The 19,199-nt window shown below is 60.4% G+C and carries 17 protein-coding genes; 9 read left to right on the top strand and 8 right to left on the bottom strand.

The features are described from left to right. Positions 1-2 precede the first annotated feature (2 nt). The 3 genes from ENH71_RS02290 to ENH71_RS02300 are packed head-to-tail and all read right to left on the bottom strand — an operon-like array spanning position 3 to position 4,122. On the bottom strand, positions 3-1,280 hold the full coding sequence (locus ENH71_RS02290) for an O-acetylhomoserine aminocarboxypropyltransferase/cysteine synthase family protein (RefSeq protein WP_294136737.1): 1,278 nt from the start codon (positions 1,278-1,280) through the stop codon (positions 3-5). Further along, positions 1,277-2,731 (bottom strand): GTPase/DUF3482 domain-containing protein, encoded by a 1,455-nt coding sequence (locus tag ENH71_RS02295; protein WP_294136735.1) that lies wholly within the window; start codon positions 2,729-2,731, stop codon positions 1,277-1,279. Before ENH71_RS02295 ends, ENH71_RS02290 begins: the two co-directional genes overlap by 4 nt. Next, on the bottom strand, positions 2,731-4,122 hold the full coding sequence (locus ENH71_RS02300) for a DUF2868 domain-containing protein (RefSeq protein ID WP_294136733.1): 1,392 nt from the start codon (positions 4,120-4,122) through the stop codon (positions 2,731-2,733). Before ENH71_RS02300 ends, ENH71_RS02295 begins: the two co-directional genes overlap by 1 nt. Before the next feature lie 162 nt (positions 4,123-4,284). Here ENH71_RS02300 and ENH71_RS02305 point away from each other — a divergent pair, with 162 nt between their 5' ends. The 9 genes from ENH71_RS02305 to ENH71_RS02345 are packed head-to-tail and all read left to right on the top strand — an operon-like array spanning position 4,285 to position 12,690. Continuing rightward, positions 4,285-4,782, top strand: coding sequence for a Na+/H+ antiporter subunit E (locus ENH71_RS02305; RefSeq protein WP_294136731.1), 498 nt, complete (start codon positions 4,285-4,287; stop codon positions 4,780-4,782). Continuing rightward, complete coding sequence (locus ENH71_RS02310) at positions 4,779-5,024, top strand: MrpF/PhaF family protein (protein WP_294136729.1); 246 nt, start codon at positions 4,779-4,781, stop codon at positions 5,022-5,024. Before ENH71_RS02305 ends, ENH71_RS02310 begins: the two co-directional genes overlap by 4 nt. Next, positions 5,021-5,359: a cation:proton antiporter gene (locus tag ENH71_RS02315; protein ID WP_317622433.1), complete on the top strand. Its 339-nt coding sequence runs from the start codon at positions 5,021-5,023 to the stop codon at positions 5,357-5,359. Before ENH71_RS02310 ends, ENH71_RS02315 begins: the two co-directional genes overlap by 4 nt. Then, positions 5,349-6,317: a hydrogenase subunit MbhD domain-containing protein gene (locus ENH71_RS02320; RefSeq protein WP_294136727.1), complete on the top strand. Its 969-nt coding sequence runs from the start codon at positions 5,349-5,351 to the stop codon at positions 6,315-6,317. Before ENH71_RS02315 ends, ENH71_RS02320 begins: the two co-directional genes overlap by 11 nt. Further along, positions 6,314-6,616 carry an NADH-quinone oxidoreductase subunit K gene (locus ENH71_RS02325; protein ID WP_294136725.1) on the top strand — a complete coding sequence of 101 codons (303 nt, stop codon included), beginning with the start codon at positions 6,314-6,316 and terminating at the stop codon, positions 6,614-6,616. The genes ENH71_RS02320 and ENH71_RS02325 overlap by 4 nt, the downstream gene beginning before the upstream one ends. Further along, positions 6,613-8,049 (top strand): complex I subunit 5 family protein, encoded by a 1,437-nt coding sequence (locus tag ENH71_RS02330; RefSeq protein WP_294136724.1) that lies wholly within the window; start codon positions 6,613-6,615, stop codon positions 8,047-8,049. Before ENH71_RS02325 ends, ENH71_RS02330 begins: the two co-directional genes overlap by 4 nt. A 2-nt stretch (positions 8,050-8,051) precedes the next feature. Beyond that, positions 8,052-9,554, top strand: coding sequence for a proton-conducting transporter transmembrane domain-containing protein (locus ENH71_RS02335; protein ID WP_294136755.1), 1,503 nt, complete (start codon positions 8,052-8,054; stop codon positions 9,552-9,554). Beyond that, a complete protein-coding gene (locus tag ENH71_RS02340; protein ID WP_294136723.1) occupies positions 9,551-11,299 on the top strand; it encodes a complex I subunit 5 family protein in 1,749 nt (582 codons plus the stop codon). Before ENH71_RS02335 ends, ENH71_RS02340 begins: the two co-directional genes overlap by 4 nt. Further along, the gene (locus tag ENH71_RS02345; RefSeq protein ID WP_294136720.1) at positions 11,287-12,690 is read left to right on the top strand and encodes an MBL fold metallo-hydrolase RNA specificity domain-containing protein; all 1,404 of its coding nucleotides are present in this window, start codon (positions 11,287-11,289) and stop codon (positions 12,688-12,690) included. The genes ENH71_RS02340 and ENH71_RS02345 overlap by 13 nt, the downstream gene beginning before the upstream one ends. Here the strand turns inward: ENH71_RS02345 and ENH71_RS02350 are convergent. From ENH71_RS02350 to ENH71_RS02370, 5 genes are read right to left on the bottom strand one after another with little or no spacing between them, the layout of a single operon-like run. After that, entirely contained in the window at positions 12,687-13,583 is an 897-nt protein-coding gene (locus ENH71_RS02350; protein ID WP_294136719.1) for a ribose-phosphate pyrophosphokinase, read from the bottom strand. The genes ENH71_RS02345 and ENH71_RS02350 overlap by 4 nt on opposite strands. After that, positions 13,580-15,106: a thymidine phosphorylase family protein gene (locus ENH71_RS02355; RefSeq protein ID WP_294136717.1), complete on the bottom strand. Its 1,527-nt coding sequence runs from the start codon at positions 15,104-15,106 to the stop codon at positions 13,580-13,582. The genes ENH71_RS02350 and ENH71_RS02355 overlap by 4 nt, the downstream gene beginning before the upstream one ends. After that, on the bottom strand, positions 15,107-17,479 hold the full coding sequence (locus tag ENH71_RS02360; protein WP_294136715.1) for a phosphoketolase family protein: 2,373 nt from the start codon (positions 17,477-17,479) through the stop codon (positions 15,107-15,109). It abuts the gene before it with no gap. Positions 17,480-17,499: 20 nt separating this feature from the next. After that, positions 17,500-18,627, bottom strand: a complete 1,128-nt coding sequence (locus ENH71_RS02365; protein ID WP_294136713.1) for an acetate kinase — start codon at positions 18,625-18,627, stop codon at positions 17,500-17,502. Between the two features lie 44 nt (positions 18,628-18,671). Further along, the gene (locus ENH71_RS02370; protein WP_294136712.1) at positions 18,672-19,172 is read right to left on the bottom strand and encodes a lipocalin-like domain-containing protein; all 501 of its coding nucleotides are present in this window, start codon (positions 19,170-19,172) and stop codon (positions 18,672-18,674) included. Between the last annotated feature and the right edge of the window lie 27 nt (positions 19,173-19,199).

Consider the following 19,199-nt stretch of genomic DNA (forward strand, 5'->3'; position numbering starts at 1 on the left):
GCTCAGGCCGACACCTTGGCCAGTGCCTGATCGATATCCGCCAGGATGTCGTCAATGTGCTCAATACCCACAGAGATGCGCACCAGATCTTCACTGACACCGGCCCGCGCCAGTTCTGCCGGATTCAACTGCCGGTGCGTGGTGCTGGCCGGGTGACACGCCAAAGACTTGGCATCACCGATATTGACCAGGCGCAGAATCATCTGCAGCGCGTCGATAAACTGCGCGCCGGCGGCAAGCCCCCCGTTAATACCAAAACTCAGGATGCCCGAGGCGCGGCCACCACAAATCTTCTGGCACACCTCGCGGTAAGGACTGTCTTCCAGACCGGCATAATTGACCCACGCCACTTTCGGATGTTGCTGCAGGTGTTTTGCTACCGTCAGTGCATTTTCACAATGCCTGTCTATACGCAGACCGAGCGTTTCCAGACCTTGCAGAATCAGAAATGCGCTGTGCGCCGACAGCGCGGCACCGGTATTGCGCAACGGCACCACACGACAACGGCCAATGTATGCGGCTTCGCCCAGTGCTTCGGTATACACCACGCCATGGTAAGACGGATCCGGCTCGTTCAGCATCGGGAAACGTTTTTTGTTGGCCACCCAGTCAAACTTGCCCGAATCAATGATGATGCCGCCGACCGTGGTGCCGTGACCACCAATATATTTGGTCAGCGAGTGCACCACGATATCGGCGCCGTGATCAAACACACGACACAGGTAAGGCGTGGCCACCGTGTTGTCCACAATCAGGGGCACGCCATGGCGATGCGCGATGTCGGCCAGGCGGCTGATATCCACGACATTGCCCGCAGGGTTGCCGATCGATTCACAGAACACGGCTTTGGTATTGTCATCGATCAGTTTTTCCAGCTCGTCAAAGTCATCAAACGAGGCCATGCGCACGTCGACACCCTGCGTCGGCAGGGTGTGCGCAAACAGGTTATACGTGCCCCCATAAAGCTGACTGGTGCTGACGATATTGTCGCCGGCGCGGGCGATGCACTGAATCGCGTAGGTGATTGCGGCCATGCCCGAGGCCAGTGCCAGCGCGCCGATGCCACCTTCCATTTCTGCCAGGCGCTGTTCGAGCACAGCGTTGGTCGGGTTCATGATGCGGCTGTAGATATTACCCGGCACCTTCAGGTCGAACAGATCAGCACCATGCTGGGTATTGTCGAAGGTATAGGAGGTGGTCTGGTAGATGGGCACAGCGGCGGCCTTGGTGGTGGCTTCCGATTCGTAGCCATGATGCAAGGCAAGTGATTCGAGTTTCATGTTATCTCCCTGGGTTTCTGATTCGTGTTGTCTGTATTTGTTGTTGTGGTGGTTTGGGTCCTGGCTGCCAGAATAGTCACCAGTTCATCCAGCGCTGCCTGACGCCGGTCTTCGAAATCGAACGATGGCTTGGCTGACACCCATTCCGGGTTGGCCCTTGCCTGACGCAAGGGCGCCGGTAAACGCTTACCGTCAAAAACGGTTTCCGCCGCATCAGCGGCGATGATCTTGTGCTGCGCTCCGTGACCGCGCATCTCCAGTGCCTTCAGCAACTGGCATTGCCGGGCTGCCAGCGCGCGCAGAATATTGTCATCAATGCGCAGTATTTTTTCGCCGGAAATCAGGCCCATCAGATTGCTGCCGTAGTGCCGCAGGGTTTGCAGCCCCCCGCCCAGCAGGGCGCCGATGGCGGCCGCCACGCCCAGCGTGATACCGCCAACCAGCAGGTCTACGCCCACACCCGCAGCCGCGCCTGCTGCCGCCCCGCTGCCCACTTTCAGTCCCATTGCCTGCAGTGTGTAAGGATCAAACAGATCCTGCTGCCAGCGGCCTTCGACCAGGGGCAAGGCGGCGCTCTCGAGGTCATCCGGATAGAAGCGGTACAGGCTTAGCAGACGTTCTACCCCGGCCTGCTCACGCGCGCGCACCCGATCATTGAGTTGCGACGACGCCTTGTCGAGCACAGTCGCGTCCAGCGAACTAACACGATGCTGCAAGGCGGCCACTTCGATCAGCATTTCGGCTATCAGCGTCAGCGCCGACTGATGGCGTTGCCGGGCATCCTCAGCGTGACTGGCAATCAGTGCATTCAGGGTATTGCTGTGTGCATCCAGCAAATTGGCGAGCTTGGTGTACAGTAAACGCTCACCATCCTGTGTCGGGGCGACGGTATCAAACCGCACAATGGCATGCAGCCCCAGACCTGCCAGCGCATCGCGCCACTCGTCCTCGCGCGCGGCAGGATCAGCCACAAAATTGAGCAAGGGCAGCAGCGGCACACCGCACAGACGCAGAATTTCCAGTTCATCACGGTGCTTGGCGAGCACCGGATCGCGGGCGTCCAGCACGTAAAAGGCGGCGTCACTTTTCATCAGTTGCCGCAATACCTTGGCTTCCTGGTCATAACGGTCTTGCGCCGGCGCGGACTCCAGGAACCGGCGAATACGCGTGCGGCCGTCCTCGTTGCCAGCCTTGCCCGCTTGTTCAATCAGCAATGCCAGCAGGTCAATGGGTTCTTCGATACCGGGCGTGTCATACAACTCCAGTAGCACCTTGCCATTGACCAGCAGGCGGGCTGCTTCCACATGACGGGTGGTACCCGGCCGGCCTGATACCTCACCAAAGCGGGCATCGCGCGTCAATGTGCGCAGCAGTGAGGTTTTACCGGTATTGGTATGACCGGCCACCGTCACCCGCAACGGCTCGGCAACAGCTTTCACGTCAATCGACATCAGGATGCATCCCCCAGCCAGGCCAGTGCCTTGTCATTTTCGTCGAATAAGGTCTGTTCGGCGATGCCCATCTCGAGCAGGGACTGACGCCAGATAGCGAGACGTTCGGCCGAAGCCTGATCAGCTCCCATCAGCCAGACTGCCACCGCGGAGGTCTGGCTGGCGGCCTCAGCCAGCCAGTGCAGACTGCCCCGATCCGGCGACTGCGCTGCAGAACAGGCCAGCAGCAGTTTTTGCGGCGGGTCGACGCTGAGTTGTTCCAGCACGTATTCGCGCTGCTGACGACTGTCCACCAAATGGGTTTGTACGCGGTCGGCCAGGCCTGCGGGCGGCCAGCGCAGATCACTGGCAATCTCCAGGCCGATCAGCAATCTGGCTTCGCCGGCACGCCCCTTGCGCACCCGGCGCTTGAACGATGGCAGGGCAGCGGGGGCGGGATCGGTGACGCCGCCCTGCTCGCTGTCGGGCAGCAGCCGCGTGGCCAGCGCCACCCAGGCCAGCGAACTGGTCTGCAGACGGACGTTGCGCATTCCCAGCGCCAGACGAAGCCAGCATGCCACGGCAAGGAGCAGCCGGGGCAGGATGCCGTATACCAGGACGCAACCGGTCAGCCACGAAGCCCAGGCCCGGCGCGCCAGGTCGTCCTGCCCGGCGGTGATCAGGTCGGCCTGCGAGCCGCTGGCGACGATGGCGTCGGAGGCGGGCGCGGCAAATCCCAGCAGCCCGGGCAGAACACCCAACGCTTCGACCACGGCAACAAACACCGAAGTGGGCAGGATGGTGGTCTCCCATACAAACACGTAGCTGCGCAGCGCCAGCGCCAGCATCAGGCCGGTCATCACGCCGATCATGATGCACAACCAGCTCAGATGGCTAACCACACTCAACCACCACCGGCTTAACCCGCCCTGCGCCATCAGGGTATTAAACGCCTGGGTTATTGCCGCGGCGCTGCTGTTATTCTGGAAACGTTTCTGAAAAGCGACGGTGATGGTATACCAGAGGCGACCCAGTGAACCGCCCTGGGCATTGACGCTGAAACTCAGCAGCCAGATCAGCAGGAGCAGAAGGTTGATACCCAGCAGGCTGCCCAGCGCCCAGATAACATTGACCGGGGACTGGCTGTCACCCAGCACCGCCAGGGCGGCGGTGAACCCGGTAAGCAGGCCGAAGACCAGCAGCGCCAGCAAGGCCCAGACAGCACTCTGCCGCCAGCGCCAGACCCGGTCCTCAAGCCCATCGCGTGCCGCGATAAACGCTGCCCACGCCAGAATCCGCTGCTCAGCGTCCCCTGCCAGGCTCCGGGCATGCCTTTCGGCCGCCTCGTCTCGTGTGTCCGCTCTGTCCCGCCTCACCGCTTCGGCGAGCCAGCGCTTGTTGAATTCCGACATCAATTGGTCTTTTGCTGGACGTTTGACTGACATTCTATCCGATACACGCCAGACACTGTAACTTTGTTAACATGGCTTGTCAGCACCCTGCCTTACCGGTACCTTCGCGGATACTGCTCCAGATATCAGGGGGGTCGCGAATCAGAAACAAAGGGAGTTTTTGTGGCAAGACCTGAATCCGGACATCAACGCCTGGTCACGGTGGCGGTGATGGGCACTACATATGCAGTGCTCTGGCTGGTGCTCAGCAATAACGAGGGCTGGGGCTTCGGCGTGGTTGTGATCGCGCTGGCGGTGATCTGTGCCTTGTCGACGGAACTGAAACTGCCCCGGATATCATGGCGTTACCTGCCCGGATTCGTGCTGTTTTTCCTCAGCCGCATGCTGGTGGGTGGCATCGATGTCGCCCGGCGCACCCTGGGACGCAAGCCCGATGTCGAGCCCGGCTGGGTAGAACACCGGCTGCAGGGGACCTCTGAATCAGCACATCTGCTGCTGTCGGCGACTACCGGTCTGTTGCCCGGCACACTGGCTGCGCGTATCGACGGCGACATCATGCGAGTGCACTCGCTGGATACCCGCAGCGACTGGCAGCGCGATATTGGTCGCCTGGAAACCCACCTTGAGCGTTTATTCCCTCCCGGGGAGGCCGCATCATGATGTGGCTGACCAGCCTTATTCTGCTGACCGCGCTGGCCGGATTCTGGCGCATGGCTCACTCATCGAGCATCGCTGATCGCCTGCTGGGCCTGCAAATGCTGAGCAATACCGGCATCGCATTCCTGTTGCTGCTGGCGCAGTGGCAGCACAACCCCATCTGGCGGGATGTTGCACTGGTGCTGGCGTTGCTGGCAGCGGTGATTACCATGGCGATGGTGCAGATGTTGAGGAGACGGGTATGATCAACACCATCACCGACGTCCTGGGGTGGAGCTTCATGCTGGCCGGAAGCGCGTTTTTTGTTACCGCAGCGCTGGGCCTGTTGCGCTTTCCCGACCTCTACAGCCGTCTGCACGCAGTCACCAAAACCGATACCCTCGGCCTGGGTCTGCTGGCCCTGGGACTGGCGCTACTGGATCCGTCCTGGCGCAGCTGCCTGATATTGTTGCTGGTCTGGATGCTGGTAATGGCGTCAGGTGCCGTCAACTGTCAGCTGCTGGCACGCTTCAACCTGGAACAGGAAGAGGGTCGCCACGGCGGTGACGGGCACCAGACTGGAGAGTCCGATGACGCCTGAGCTGCTGCCCGACCTGACCCTGAGCCTGCTGTTGCTGATCATGGCCTGGGGAGCCCTGTACGCGCCCCAGCGCTCCGATGCCATGACGCTGTTTATTGCCTTTGGCGTGGTGGTTGCCCTGATCTGGGCACGACTGGATGCCCCCGACCTGGCGCTGGCCGAAGCCGCCATCGGTGCCGGTCTTACCGGCGTACTGCTGATGCACGCCGCCCGCGCCCTGCCCGACGAACTGCATCAGGACTACAGAACTGCCAGTTATTGGGGCGCGCTGGGGTTCACCGTGGTAGCCAGCCTGATGTTTCTTGTTCACTTGCTGTATGACGACTCCCTGTTCAATGCCGGCCTGCTGGACACTGAAAGCGACCTGACACCGCGCCTGCGCACACTGGCCGATGCCGCTGTGCCGGAAAGCGGCGTTGAACACCCGGTGACCGCTGTGCTGCTCAATTTCCGTGCCTGGGACACCCTGCTGGAACTTCTGGTATTGCTGTTTGCCCTCGGCGGTCTGCGGCAACTGTTCCCCTCCGGCCAGTCAGACGACAGCGCCACCACCGCAAGCTGGCCTGAAAGTATGACCCTGATGTCGGCCTGGACGCGGGTGCTGGCGCCATTACTGGTGGTCACCGGCGGCTACCTGTTGTGGCGCGGTTCCAGCGCGCCCGGTGGTGCCTTTCAGGCCGGCTCACTGCTGGCTGCTGCCGCCGTTATTCTGCGCCTGACCGGGCTGCTGCCTCCCCTGCGCTGGTCATCGCTATGGCTGCGCTTGTCGGTGGTGGCAGGGGCGTTGTTCTTCCTTGCCGTGGCTGCTGCCACCGCCATCTGGGGCGACGGCTGGCTGACCTATCCCGGCGCCTACAGTGGCCTGCTCATTATCAGCATCGAGATCTTTGCCACCCTGTCCATCGCCATCACGCTGAGCCTGCTGGTCATTGGTGAACAGGAGGATCTGCGCTCATGAATGCTATTGAGTTATACCTGACGCTGGGCATAGCGGTGTTTTTGCTGTCACTGCATGGCCTGATGACCTTGTATGATCCGATACGACGCCTGATCGCCGTCAACCTGATGGGCGCCGGTACGTTTCTGGTTATGGTCAGCCTGGCCCGGCGCAGCGAAGTGCCCGACCCGGTATTGCACGCCCTGGTCGTCACCGGGCTGGTCGTTGCGATCAGCGCCACCGCATTCGCGCTGCGCCTGATCATCGCCGGCAGCAAGAACGATAAAACCGACAGCGGCGGGGGCAACAGGAAACCATGAACTTCGCGTTGCTCAGCCTTGCCATCCCTCTGTTCTGCGGCCTGTTGCTGCTATTGAGCGGTCGCGCGCTACGCACACGCACAACCGGCTTTATTGTCATTGTCAGCACCGTCGCCAGTCTGGTCGCGGCCTGGTTTGCACTGCAGGAAGCGGCGGCCGCCGGCGCCGACATCATGCTGAACCTGGGCGGCTGGGAGACCGGGCTGGCCATCCGGCTGCGACTCAGTTCACTGAGCGCCCTGCTGCTGGTCTTTACCGCCCTGATGCATCTGCTCATCGGACTTTATGCCGGCCTCAGCCGCGATGGCATCAAGCGCGACTATTGGGCACTGAGTTGTTTCCTGCATGGCTCGCTAGCCGCCCTGTGGTTATCTGCCGACCTCTTCAATCTGTACATCACGCTGGAGCTGCTTGGCCTCACTGCGGTGGCGATGGTGGCGCTGGCCGGACCCAAGGCCTACAAACCGGCGGCCAATTATCTGATCCTGTCGCTGGCGGCCTCGCTGTTTTATCTGCTGGGCGTGGCGTTGCTGTATGGTCGCTACGGTGAACTCGACGTGCTGTTGCTGGCGCCGCGCACACAAGCCGATGTCATTACCCGCCTCGCCCTGTTGTTGATGACCACCGGTCTGATGCTGAAGGCCGCGTTGTGGCCGCTGCACCTGTGGTTGCCGCCGGCCCATGCCAGTGCACCGACTGCGGTCAGCGCACTGCTGTCCGGACTGGTGGTGAAAGGGCCGCTTTTCATTCTCTGGGTATTATGGAGCGAGGTGGCGCCTCCGACCCTGGCGCAACAAATTGGTCCGGTGCTGGCCATCGCCGGCATGATCGCCCTGACCGCCGGTGGCCTGTCCGCCATGCGTAGCCCTCACATCAAAACGCTGGTGGCCTATTCGACCGTGGCACAACTGGGGTACGCACTGATGGCGCTGGGCCTGTTGCTGACCTGGCAATTGCCGCAAATGCACATTGCGCTGTGGCTGTTTGTCATTGCCCACGGACTGGCCAAAGCCTCATTGTTTCTGGCCGCCGGTGAAATGCAGTCGAGTCTCGGTACCAAACGCGTTGACGGTCTGCGCGGTGCCACCCAGACCGTCCCGGTGGCCATGTTCGCGTTCGCCGTCGCCGGTGGCAGTCTCATCGGCCTGCCGCCCAGCGGTGGTTTTCTCGCCAAGTGGGTGCTGCTGGAACCGATACTGAGTGAGCCCGGCAACTGGCCCTGGGCCATGGGGGTGCTGCTGGGCACACTGGTGTCAGCCGCTTACATTTTCCGCATAGTCGCCATTTCATTTGACCGTGCCCAGATCAATCCGCTTGATATCAATCCCGATCGGGTCGGCCACTGGCTGGCCCTGTTGCCGGCGCTGATGGTCTGGGGCATGGCACTGTCCGGTGAATGGCTGATCCGGTTACTGGCGGGAGGTCCGGTATGACGCTGAGCTGGACCACCCTATTGCCGGTATTGATCATTCTCAGCTCCCTGATTCCGGGGCTGCTGATTTTCGCCACACCGGAAGCCGCCGCGCGCAGGCGTATTATCCTGAACATGACAGGTGTCACTGTAAAACTGCTGCTGGTGGCACTGATGCTGGCCGGTGTCAGTCGGGGGTTCGAGTTCCGGTTTGCCATTGCGTTTCTGCCGGGTGCCGAGCTGGTGCTGCGCGGTGATGCGCTGGCGCTGCAGTTTATCGCGCTGTCCTCTGTGCTCTGGTTAATGACCACTATTTACGCTATTGGTTACCTGGAAAACTCACCACTGCGCTCGCGCTTTTTCGGTTACTTCAGCCTCTGTGTCAGCGCTACCGTGGGCGTGGCGCTGGCCGGCAACATGATCACTTTTCTGTTGTTCTATGAACTGCTGACGCTGGCCACCTTCCCGCTGGTGGTGCACCGGGGGACGCCGGAAGCCTTGCGCGCGGGCAGGGTGTATCTTGCCTATACCCTGGGCGGCGGCACTGTTCTGTTGATGGGGATTGCCTTGCTGCACTCCATCGCCGGCACGCCGGATTTTGTCCCGGGTGGTTATCTCACAAGCCTTGCCGACGAGCATGCGTTGAGTCTGCGCATCGCCTTTGGCCTGATGATTGTCGGCCTTGGCGTCAAGGCTGCGCTGGTGCCCCTGCATGGCTGGTTACCACAGGCCATGGTGGCACCCGCTCCGGTGAGCGCATTGTTGCACGCGGTTGCCGTGGTCAAGGCCGGCGCCTTCGGCATTATCCGTGTGGTCTATGATGTCTATGGCATTGAAGCGACCACGCTGCTGTCACTGACCCGCCCCCTGGCATGGCTGGCTGCCGTGACCATTATTTTTGCCTCCGTCCGGGCCCTGCAACAGCAGGACATCAAAAGGCGGCTGGCATATTCCACAGTAAGCCAGGTGTCTTATATAACACTGGGGGTGTCGCTGGTCGGCCCAATCGCTGCGGTGGGCGCCATCGTGCACCTGGTACATCAGGGCCTGATGAAAATCACGTTATTCTTTTGCGCCGGTAATTTTGCCGAAACCCTGGGTATCCACAAGATTCAGGAGATGGACGGGCTGGGTCGGCGCATGCCCTGGAGCATGGCGGCATTTACGGTCGGTGCGCTGGGCATGATCGGCGTGCCGCCGATCGCTGGTTTCATCAGCAAATGGTATCTGGCCACCGGTGCGCTGGAAGTGAACCAGGACTGGGTGTTGCTGGTGCTGGCGGGTTCTTCCCTGCTCAATGCAGCCTATTTTCTGCCACTGCTTTATCGGGGCTGGTTCCGCGCGCCGCCGGCGGGCGGCTGGCACGAGAATAATTTCGCCGGGCAACGCCTGGAAACCCACTGGATGCTGTTACTGCCACCACTGGTCACCGCGCTGCTGTCCATCCTGGTCGGCGTTTTCGCCGGCAGCATTTTCAGTCCACTGGGCTGGAGCCAGTTCATTGTTAACCGGGAGTTTGGCTTGTGAGTGCCTGGATCTGGTTGAGCGTTCCCGTAGCACCTTTGCTATGCGCCGTGCTGCTGATTGTCCTGCGCAGCCGGGTGCAGGCAGTGGGCCCCTGGCTGTGCCTGAGCGTGATTCCGGCACTGGCGGCAACGCTGGTCAGCAGTGCTCCCTTCACGCCGGATGCGTTGTGGCAGGGTGCGCGCTGGGCCGCCGATACCTCAATGGCCCGACCCTGGCTGGCGTTCACCGCCGTGCTTTGGGGCGTGGCCACTTACTACGCCGCCTACAGTCAGCGCAATGATGCCGGATTGCTGCGTTTCTGGTTGTTCTGGCTGGTAGCGCTGAGCGGCAACCTGTTATTGATCATTGCCCAGGACGCCCTCAGTTTTTATGTCGGCTTTTCCATGATGAGCCTGTCAGCCTACGGCCTGGTCGTGCACAGCGGTAACCCCAAGGCACGCCGGGCCGGTCGGCTCTACCTGCAACTGGCCATACTCGGCGAGATTCTGGTGCTGATGGGCATGGCCTTGCGGGTGCACGCTGCTGATGGCTCGTTGTTGTTCGTTGACTGGCTCAACACCCCGGCCGCACCACTGAGCACTGCCGTACTGCTGGTTGGCTTCGGCCTGAAAGCAGGCTTCTGGCCCCTGCATGTGTGGCTGCCGCAAGCTCACCCGGTGGCGCCGGCACCCGCCAGCGCGGTGCTGTCGGGCGCCATGTTGAAAGCCGGTATTCTGGGGTTATGGCAATTCCTGCCGGGTGTGGCCACTGCTGCCGGCACCTGGTCCCTGCAGGCATGGGCACAGCCGTTGATGACAGTCGCGGTGATCAGCATTGTGCTGGGCGCCCTGCTCGGGCTGCCGCGACAGGACGCCAAGCAGGCACTGGCCTATTCGTCCGTCAGTCAGATGGGATTCCTGCTGTTCCTGATCGCCCTGAGCTGGCTAATGCCCGATCAGCGCGCAGCCGTTGGGGTGGCCTTGACGCTGTACGCGGTTCATCACGGCTTTGCCAAAGGTGCCCTGTTTCTGGCCGCCGATGTGTTCAAGGCCGGCGGCGCCCCGGCACGGACAGATCAGCGTTGGTTGCTGCTGTTTGTGGCCGTGCCGTCACTGGCTCTGTCCGGTCTGCCGCTGAGCAGCGGCGCTGCCGCAAAAACGGTACTCAAAGCCCTGATCGAAGATCCTGCGCTGTCACACTGGCTGCTCTGGCTACAGATCGGAGCCCTGGGCACGACACTGATTGTGGCGCGCGCCTGTTATCTGCTCTGGCATTTGCGCCAGCAGGCAGCAGAAAAACCAGCCGCTCACATGATACCGGCCCCCGCCATGTACGGCTGGCTGGTGTTGTGCATGTTGCCGCTGGCGCTGCCATGGTTGTGGCCACTGATGCAGCCAGCGACAAGTGACAGCCTGCCCTTGTACAAATGGCTGGAGTTGGGCTGGCCAATAGGCGGCGGTTTATTGCTCGCAGGCGCAGGACTGTACTTGCGATGGCAGCCGCCGGCGTTCCTGCAGAGCTCGCATACGCCGTTTCTGCGCCTGTCCCTGGGCTTTAAACGTCGATTGAATCAAACTCTGTTGCCTACGTTTGAACTAGGATGGCTACATCGCGACTGGCGGCAACAGGAACGGCAATGGAGCCGCTTCTGGCAGGGACACACCGTTAACAAAAGTGCGACCCTGTTGTTGATATTCATGATCATTGCCGGTTTGGCCATTTTCCGCACATCGGCTCTGCAGGAGATTCTGTTATGGCTACCCTGACATTCTATGGTGCTGCGCAAGAAGTCACCGGATCATGCTACCTCATCGAATCACCGGCTCTGGGCCGGGTTCTGTTGGAGTGCGGCATGCATCAGGGCGGCACTGCGGTGGACCGCATACGAGATGAAAGTTTTGCCTTTGACCCTGCAGACATTGATGCAGTGGTGTTATCGCACGGTCATCTGGATCACTCCGGTATGCTGCCGAAACTGGTCAACCAGGGCTTCAGCGGCCCGATTTATTGTACTCAGTCGACCAGACAACTGTTGCGCATTCTGTTTGAGGACGCCCTGGGCCTGTATGAGCGTGACCTGGAGCGCGAGAATCTGCGGCGCCAGCGTAGCGGCCGGGCCCTGATAGAGCCGGAGTACACAGAAAAAGATGTCGAGGCGGCATTGAAGCTGTGTCAGGGGCAGCCCTATCACGCCAGGGTCGACATCGGCCCGCAGGCCAGCGTCAGGTTTCTGGATGCCGGCCACATTCTCGGGTCGTCCATCGTGGAGCTGACGCTTAACGAGAAAGGCGCGGACAAGGTGCTGGTTTTTTCCGGCGATCTCGGCAACAGTAACTCGGCCCTGATGAACGACCCGGAATCACCGCAGCATGCCGACATCGTGATGATGGAAGGCACCTACGGTAACCGGGATCATCGTTCACAAGAGCAGACGCTTGAGCAATTCCGCCAGGTCCTGGCAGAGACATGGGCACGGGGTGGCAATGTGATGATTCCGTCATTCGCTATCGGCCGCACCCAGGAGTTGATCTTCCACCTGGGGTGTCTGCACCAGGCCGGCGAGCTGGATGACTGGCAGGTTTTCCTGGACAGTCCAATGGCTATTGCTGTCACTGAAGTTTATGATCGCTGGCTGCACATCATGGATGACGACGATGTCCGCTGCCTCACCGAGGCTGGCCGAGATTCCCTGGCAAAATTTCTGCCCAACCTGAAGTTGTGCCGCAGCGCCGAAGAATCGATGGCAATCAATAAAATAAAACACGGCGCCATCATTATTGCCGGTAGCGGCATGTGCACCGGCGGTCGGATCCGGCATCACTTCAAGCACCGGATATGGCGCGAAGAAAACGCCGTCATATTTATTGGCTTTCAGGCACAGGGCACGCTGGGTCGTTTACTGGTCGATGGCCGAAGAGATATTAAAATGTTTGGCGACGAATTCAAGGTACGCGCCCGCATTGAAACCATCGGCGGTTTGTCGGCACATGCCGGACAGACTGCACTGATGGAATGGGCCGCAGGCTTTGACGGCAAACCTAAACTGGTGTTGATTCACGGCGAGGCCACAGCACTGGACGCGTTGTCGCAGAAACTGTGGCTCGACAAGGGTATCCGCAGCGACATACCGGCACCTGGCAGCAGTATCGTTTTCTAGTTCTCCAGCAATGCCCGTGAGATTAATGGCGCCAGATCTATCTTGTTACTGGGGTCAGCGATACTGTTGCTGGTGACCACCTGCAGGCCGTGGTATTGCATGTCCGCCAGCGCACCGTCAGCAAAGATGCCATGGACAGCAATACAGACCGGCGCACACAAACCGGCAGCCTGCAGATGCGCAGCGGTCTGGATCATGGTCTTGCCGGTACTGATAATATCGTCGACCAGTACCGGCGTATGGTTCCTGTAGTTGTCAACATGCGGCAGTGACACAGCGACGCTACGATCACCAAACCGGGTTTTCTGTAATACTTCCCAGGGGCAGCCCGCCAGTTCGGCGACACTGGCCGCCCATTGCTCGGACTCACTGTCAGGGCCGATGACCAGCGGCTGGTGTATATTGGCTTTTATCCAGTCCGCTATGGGCTCAACCGCCGTCACTGAGCGGGCGGGTATTGTGTAGATCTCCTGCAGATTGCTGATACGGTGCAAGTGCGGGTCAACGGTCAGCATCCAGTCCAGATGCTGGCTCAGCAATCGCGCCACGTAGTGCGACGTGACTCCTTCACCTGCCTGAAAGCGTTTGTCCTGCCGCATATAGGCCAGATACGGCGCAATCAGACCAATACGACGGGCGCCAAGATCGCGCAAGGTATCGGCCAGCAACAACAATGGCATGAGCTTGCCGTCCGGTTGATGCAACTGGCACAGTATCGCCACATCGATATCACGGACATCGCTGTCAATTCGAATGTAACTTTCTCCGTCCGGGAAACGTCGCATCTCCATCTCGCCGGAGCGCCAGCCATTGGCGTGCAACTGGCCGCTTTCCGCCAGCAGCTGACCGGCAAATCCATCCTGTTCCGGGAAACTGAAAAGCAATGTTGTCATACCACTTCCGCCTCTATGTGCAATGCCCCCGGATGCGAGTGAAAAAAATCCAGCGCGTAGTCGAGTTCGCCGGCGGCCTCTGCGTGCAGGGTCATCAGGACCATGCCCGGCTCGACAACATCGCCGACGCTGACATGCAGATACAAACCTGCCGCCGGCGAGCCCGGCGCGCCGGCCAGACTTGCCAGTCGCGAAATCACCCTGTTGTTGATCATGGCGACGATGCCGCTACGTTCGGCGACAATGTCGTGTTTGAACGCCGCCACCGGCAATTCTTTCAGGCCGCCCTGTGCCATACAGATGGCTTCAAATTTGCGCCAGGCATCGCCGCTTTCCAGGGTTTGTTGTGCCAACAGCTGGCATTGTTCATGCGTCCCCAGGCCACCCAGCTCCAGCAATGTTGCCGCCAGTGTCAGTGAACGTTCGCGTAAATCCGGTGGTGCCGCCGGATCATTGTGTAATACCGCCAACAGATCCGCCGCTTCCATGGCCGGCCCGATGCCGCGGCCAACCGGCTGGCTGCCATCGGTGAACAGTACCTTGATCGTCAACCCCAGCGCCTCACCGGTGTTGCGCAACAGGTCCGCCAGTGTATTGGCCAGCTCGGCACTGCGCACCTTGGCCGTGGCACCGATAGGGATATCAATCAGCACATGGGTGGAACCGGCGGCAACTTTCTTGGAGATCACCGACGCTACCAATTGACCTTCGCTGTCCAGGTCCAGCGCCCGCTCGACACGGATGATGATGTCATCGGTAGGACTCAGCGACACCGAACCGCCCCAGGCCAGACACGCGCCTTCCTGTTCCACAACCGCGCGCATCTGTTCGAAGCCGAGCCTGACGTTGGTCAGCGTCTCCATGGTATCGGCAGTGCCAGCCGGTGAGGTGATCGCACGCGATGACGTTTTGGGCATCACCAGACCGTTGGCGGCCACAATCGCAACCACAATCGGCGTGGTGCGGTTGCCCGGCAGCCCGCCGACACAATGTTTATCCACGATGATGCGGTCCTTACCCCAATCAAACCGCTGCCCGACATTGACCATGGCCTGGGTAATGGCGATAGTCTCAGCAAGGTCAAGGTTGTTCGCGCAACACGCGGTGACATAAGCAGACATCTGGATATCGGAGTAACGACCCTGGCTGATATCGTTGATGATACTGTTGGCGCCCTGCGCCGTTATCGGTTTACCGTACAGTTTGCCTCGCACCGCACTCATCGAGTCGACCGGCGGCGCGTGGCGAAAAAAGGCTTTGTCACCTTCCTGTGCTCCCAGCAGGCGCCAGGCCGACTCACTCAAACCGGCCTTTTCATGACTGAGCAGGTTGCCGGTGACAATATTGAGTGTGGCAATAATACTGGCCCGCCCACAACAGACCTCAACGCGGCCCTGCGCATCAAAGCCTTCGGAATGACAGACATGACAATCTTCCCGCATGTACACAACCGGTTCCTGATGCGTATCAATACCCAGACGGGTCAGGTAGAGAAAATTTTCGATCATGCTTGCGTCGGACATTCAGCGCACCGCCTCCGGGTTGCCGGCACCATGTAATGCCTGCCACTGCGCCACGTCGAGACAGCGCCCGATTTCGATATCCAGCATCTCCGCCGCATTCAGCACAATATGCGCCCAGGTCTGGCCATTGGCCAGTAACATGCCAAACACGTCCAGGGTGCCACCACGATTACGGTAGCCCAGAAAACGACTGTTGTTGGTGCCGGTATCCAGCGATCGCAGCACGCCGGTCATGACGTCAGCATGGGTGTGGCTGACAAAAATACGTTTGTTTACCGTCGGCACCATGCGCCCGATGGCAGTCGCAGTCCAGGTGTACTTTGCCTCCATGGCATCACGCGGTTGCCGGAATCGGCCTGGCTCTGTTATGGCCAGCACCGAACAGCGTATGCCGCAACCTCGAAGGCTGCTGGCAGCACGTGTCACTTCCTGCAGTTGATAGGCTCCCAGTGCCAGCAACTGAATGTCCGCGTTGTCGTCATGGCTTAGCAGCAGGACGCCGTCGCGTGCACATTGCTGCGCCTGTTGCGCCGTGCTGAACGTTGTCACCGGATTTTTCGGCGCGACCACAACCGCCACCCGGCCCCGCTGCTGATACAGCGAACTCATGGTGGCAACCATGGTGTTGGCATCAAAAGGAAAATAAACCGGTGCCATATCTGACATTTCCCCGAGCCAGGCTTCACTCAGCGTGGGATCCTGATGCGAAATTTCGTTTTTGCCGTTCTCCCAGGTGTGTGAACTGGCCACCACTGGCACACTCAGCCAGTTGACCTTACGACCGGCTTCCAGGGCATGGCGGGCAAATATCACTTCCTGGCGCATGGCCCCCAGCATCTTGACGGCAAACGCTTCGTAGCTCACTGCCAGGTTGATACCCTGCTTGTTGGCCAGCACGGCAGATACCACAGCCTCTTCGTTCAGCGCGGTGATCACAGCGCCGTTAAGCGACTCTGCAATACCCGGTTCGGGCGATGTGACCCGGTGGCACAGCTGATCCAGTGTGTTGTTCATCCGGTTGCTGCGGATTTCATCCGGGTTGCCGACACGAACCCGGTGCCGCGGGTTGGCTGCCACCATGGTGCTGAACCAGCTATCAAAGTGCGCCATGGGCGATTTTTTTGCATCAACCTCGACCGCTTCGATCGCCGGCAGCTCGGGTAGCGCGACCTCAATGTCACGCAGCCAGTGGTCTTTCTCCGCTTTGCGTTTTTGCGTCGGGTGGTTGGCGAGACAGGCAATAGCCGCATTGAACTCGGTTTCGGCGACAAACAACTGCGCACAGCCATCATTGAAGGTCTTGCGGATATCGTCGTCAAACGCCGGATTGCCGACCAGTGGCAGGTTGTGCGCCGCGTTGGTGCCGGCGCCCGGGAAGCCGAACCCTTTTACAGTCTCCGCAATGGTGTACGGCAGCAGCACCGGGTAGTCGCGTTCGTCGACGGTGATCTGACGGTGTTGTTCCTGCAGTCGGTCTGCCATGGTGACAATAGCCCAGGCAAAGGCCGCCGGGTCACGCCCATCTATATCGATTGGCTCAAAACCGTTCAGGCTCAGATGTTGACGGAACCAGTCCACACCGCCGGACTGAGCCATGGTGGTGCGCTGATCGATACGACGGCCATTGGCAATCATCACGGGCATCACCAGACCACTGTCTTCACCGCGCCACCACCGTGGCGCCCAGTCGCTGCCGCGCTGCTCTTCGAAGGCACCGTCGCTGAGAAATGCGACCAGCTCCTGTCCGGGCAAAGGCATGTGAACATATTGCAGACCGGCAAACCCCAGGTAGCCGCCTTCGCTGGCGCCGCCGGCGGTGTAGACATTGACGTGGCTGCCCAGTGGCGCCACCGTGCGGCCGTCAGCGCTGACTTCATAGCTGTAGAAGTCCTGGCATAGCCGACTGAGTCCGTCGTCACTGAAGGGGTAGCGCTGATCCTGCTCCGTCTCGACGTTGCGCATCAGTATGTTGACCGCATCAATGGCAGCAACGCAGTGGCCCTGCCCCATCAACCAGGCGCGCGTCTTGCCGGTCAGCGCATTGGCCAGCAGGTAACCGACATAGGCGGGCACCATGTTCAGGGCGCCGCCGGTGTGTCCTTCGGGTACTTTTTTGAAATCGTCTGACGCCAGCGCCCGCCCATCCAGATAGACGTGCCGGGCATAGGTCATGTGCGCCGTCAGCCACAAGCCCATATTGCACACCCGGTCAGCGGCGGCCAGTAGCCGGTACGCATCTGCCGGCGCGCAGACGCCGCGATCGGCCAGCGCGGCCACCAAGGTTTCAATCCGCGTGCGCGTCAGGCTGCTGTGCTCAATGACACCATAACCATCAGACCAGTGTGTTAACCCCGCTTCATGATCCACCATCATCCTGCCCTCGCGCACTGCTGCTAATGCGCTTCATACTGCCTCAGCATCTCACGCATTTCATTGACAGGTGTCAAATAGATAGCGGTTGTGCTGTTATCACTGTGCAACCGGGCAGCCGTTGCCGATTGGCTGTTGCCGCCCTGGTTGCGAAGACAGTCAAGTTCGATGCCCAGCCCTTCCAGACCCTGCAGCGCCCCCGCCCGTATCCGTGGCTGGTTTTCGCCGACGCCGCCACCGAAGCTGATGGCATCAACACCACCCAGCACCGCGATGTAACTGCCGATGGTTTTGCGCAACTGATAGCAGTACTGACGGATCGCCACAGCGGCTGCTGACTGTTCACCCCGGGCGTCAGCGTCGACCACGATCGCCCGCAAATCACCATCGTGCCCTGCCATTGCGGCCAGCCCGGCTCGTTCCTGCAGCAGGCCCGCCAGATCGGTGGCGGTCCAACCTTCCTGCGTTAGCAGATGCAACGCAATGCCCGGGTCGAGTGCACCGCTGCGGCGCGCCATCATGACGCCATCGAGCGGAGTAAAGCCCATACTGGTATCTACCACTTTGCCGTCGAGCCAGGCACTGACAGAACAGCCACTGCCCAACTGCAGGCTGATCACGCGTCGGGGCGCTGTTGTCTGCTGTGGTGACAGCGCCTGAACCTGCCGCCACTGGCTGCGGTGCGCCAGCCCGTGAAAACCGTAACGCCGCACCGGCCAGCGCGGCGACAGCTCAGCCGGTAACGCATAACTTGCAGCCTCGGCGGGCAGATCGGCGTACAGCCCGGCATCGTAGATGGCAAATTGCGGCACCGCGGGAAGATGTTCGTGCAGATGATCTATCAGGCTCAGGGCCAGACCATTGTGGCGTGGCGCCAACGGCAGCCAGTGGCGAATACGATTCCTGACATCCGTATCAATGCGCTCGGCACACTCGCCCACGCCACCGGCATGAACAATGCGATGCAGAATCACATCAGGGGCCGACGTGGCGTCAAGGTCAGCGACAAAATCGCGCAGCAAGGCTGCCGCATCACCTTCCAGAGTGCGGGTGCTCTGCTGCCAGCCTGTGCCGTCTGCGGCGGGCGTGAAACGGGCAAGTTTGAGCGTGGAACTGCCGCCATTGCAGGCGAGAACTGTCTGTACTGCCATATTCAGCCTTATCGCTCGTGTATCCGATCACGCTGGCCGGCGACTCAGTCGCCGATACGACGCCAGGTCAACGTACCTGTCGTGCGGCCGTTGTTGTCGCGGATCGACAGCTTCAGCAAGCCATCATCAGTAAATTCGTAATAGCGCACATTGTCCTCACCTACCCAGCTGCCGCGGGTCGGAGAGCCTTCAACATGGTGGGTAACTCTGTTATTGGCGACATCCCAGGTTACCGGCCCCCAGTACGCAAACCCGCCGCGCACCAGTTCGGTGGTCTGCGCGGCACGCGCCGGCAGGTCTTTGGGCATACCCTGAGCCGACATATGGCCGTGCTCGTCATACATGATACGGCCGATGTAGTTGGCATCCACTTCGCCGCCAGTGGCCGGATACTGGATAAAGCTGACCAGTTCATAGTGGCCGATAAACTGTTGTTTGACCGCTTCGGTGTTGGCATCTGCCGCTACTGCGGGCGGGGTTTGCATCCAGGTGGCGGCCGCAGCGATCGCCACTACGGCAGCAAGAGTCAGGGTCTGGTGTCGCATATCAGTCTCCTGTGAGAGATCAGTTGT

The organism is Pseudohongiella sp. (assembly GCF_011050365.1).
GTDB lineage: Bacteria > Pseudomonadota > Gammaproteobacteria > Pseudomonadales > Pseudohongiellaceae > Pseudohongiella.

Excerpts from the sequence above, each read along its gene's own strand:
- ENH71_RS02290 (WP_294136737.1), bottom strand. The coding sequence starts at position 1,280 with ATGAAACTCGAATCACTTGCCTTGCATCATGGCTACGAATCGGAAGCC.
- ENH71_RS02295 (WP_294136735.1), bottom strand. The coding sequence starts at position 2,731 with ATGTCGATTGACGTGAAAGCTGTTGCCGAGCCGTTGCGGGTGACGGTG.
- ENH71_RS02300 (WP_294136733.1), bottom strand. The coding sequence starts at position 4,122 with ATGTCGGAATTCAACAAGCGCTGGCTCGCCGAAGCGGTGAGGCGGGAC.
- ENH71_RS02310 (WP_294136729.1), top strand. The coding sequence starts at position 4,779 with ATGATGTGGCTGACCAGCCTTATTCTGCTGACCGCGCTGGCCGGATTC.
- ENH71_RS02315 (WP_317622433.1), top strand. The coding sequence starts at position 5,021 with ATGATCAACACCATCACCGACGTCCTGGGGTGGAGCTTCATGCTGGCC.
- ENH71_RS02320 (WP_294136727.1), top strand. The coding sequence starts at position 5,349 with ATGACGCCTGAGCTGCTGCCCGACCTGACCCTGAGCCTGCTGTTGCTG.
- ENH71_RS02325 (WP_294136725.1), top strand. The coding sequence starts at position 6,314 with ATGAATGCTATTGAGTTATACCTGACGCTGGGCATAGCGGTGTTTTTG.
- ENH71_RS02330 (WP_294136724.1), top strand. The coding sequence starts at position 6,613 with ATGAACTTCGCGTTGCTCAGCCTTGCCATCCCTCTGTTCTGCGGCCTG.
- ENH71_RS02345 (WP_294136720.1), top strand. The coding sequence starts at position 11,287 with ATGGCTACCCTGACATTCTATGGTGCTGCGCAAGAAGTCACCGGATCA.
- ENH71_RS02350 (WP_294136719.1), bottom strand. The coding sequence starts at position 13,583 with ATGACAACATTGCTTTTCAGTTTCCCGGAACAGGATGGATTTGCCGGT.
- ENH71_RS02355 (WP_294136717.1), bottom strand. The coding sequence starts at position 15,106 with ATGTCCGACGCAAGCATGATCGAAAATTTTCTCTACCTGACCCGTCTG.
- ENH71_RS02360 (WP_294136715.1), bottom strand. The coding sequence starts at position 17,479 with ATGATGGTGGATCATGAAGCGGGGTTAACACACTGGTCTGATGGTTAT.
- ENH71_RS02365 (WP_294136713.1), bottom strand. The coding sequence starts at position 18,627 with ATGGCAGTACAGACAGTTCTCGCCTGCAATGGCGGCAGTTCCACGCTC.
- ENH71_RS02370 (WP_294136712.1), bottom strand. The coding sequence starts at position 19,172 with ATGCGACACCAGACCCTGACTCTTGCTGCCGTAGTGGCGATCGCTGCG.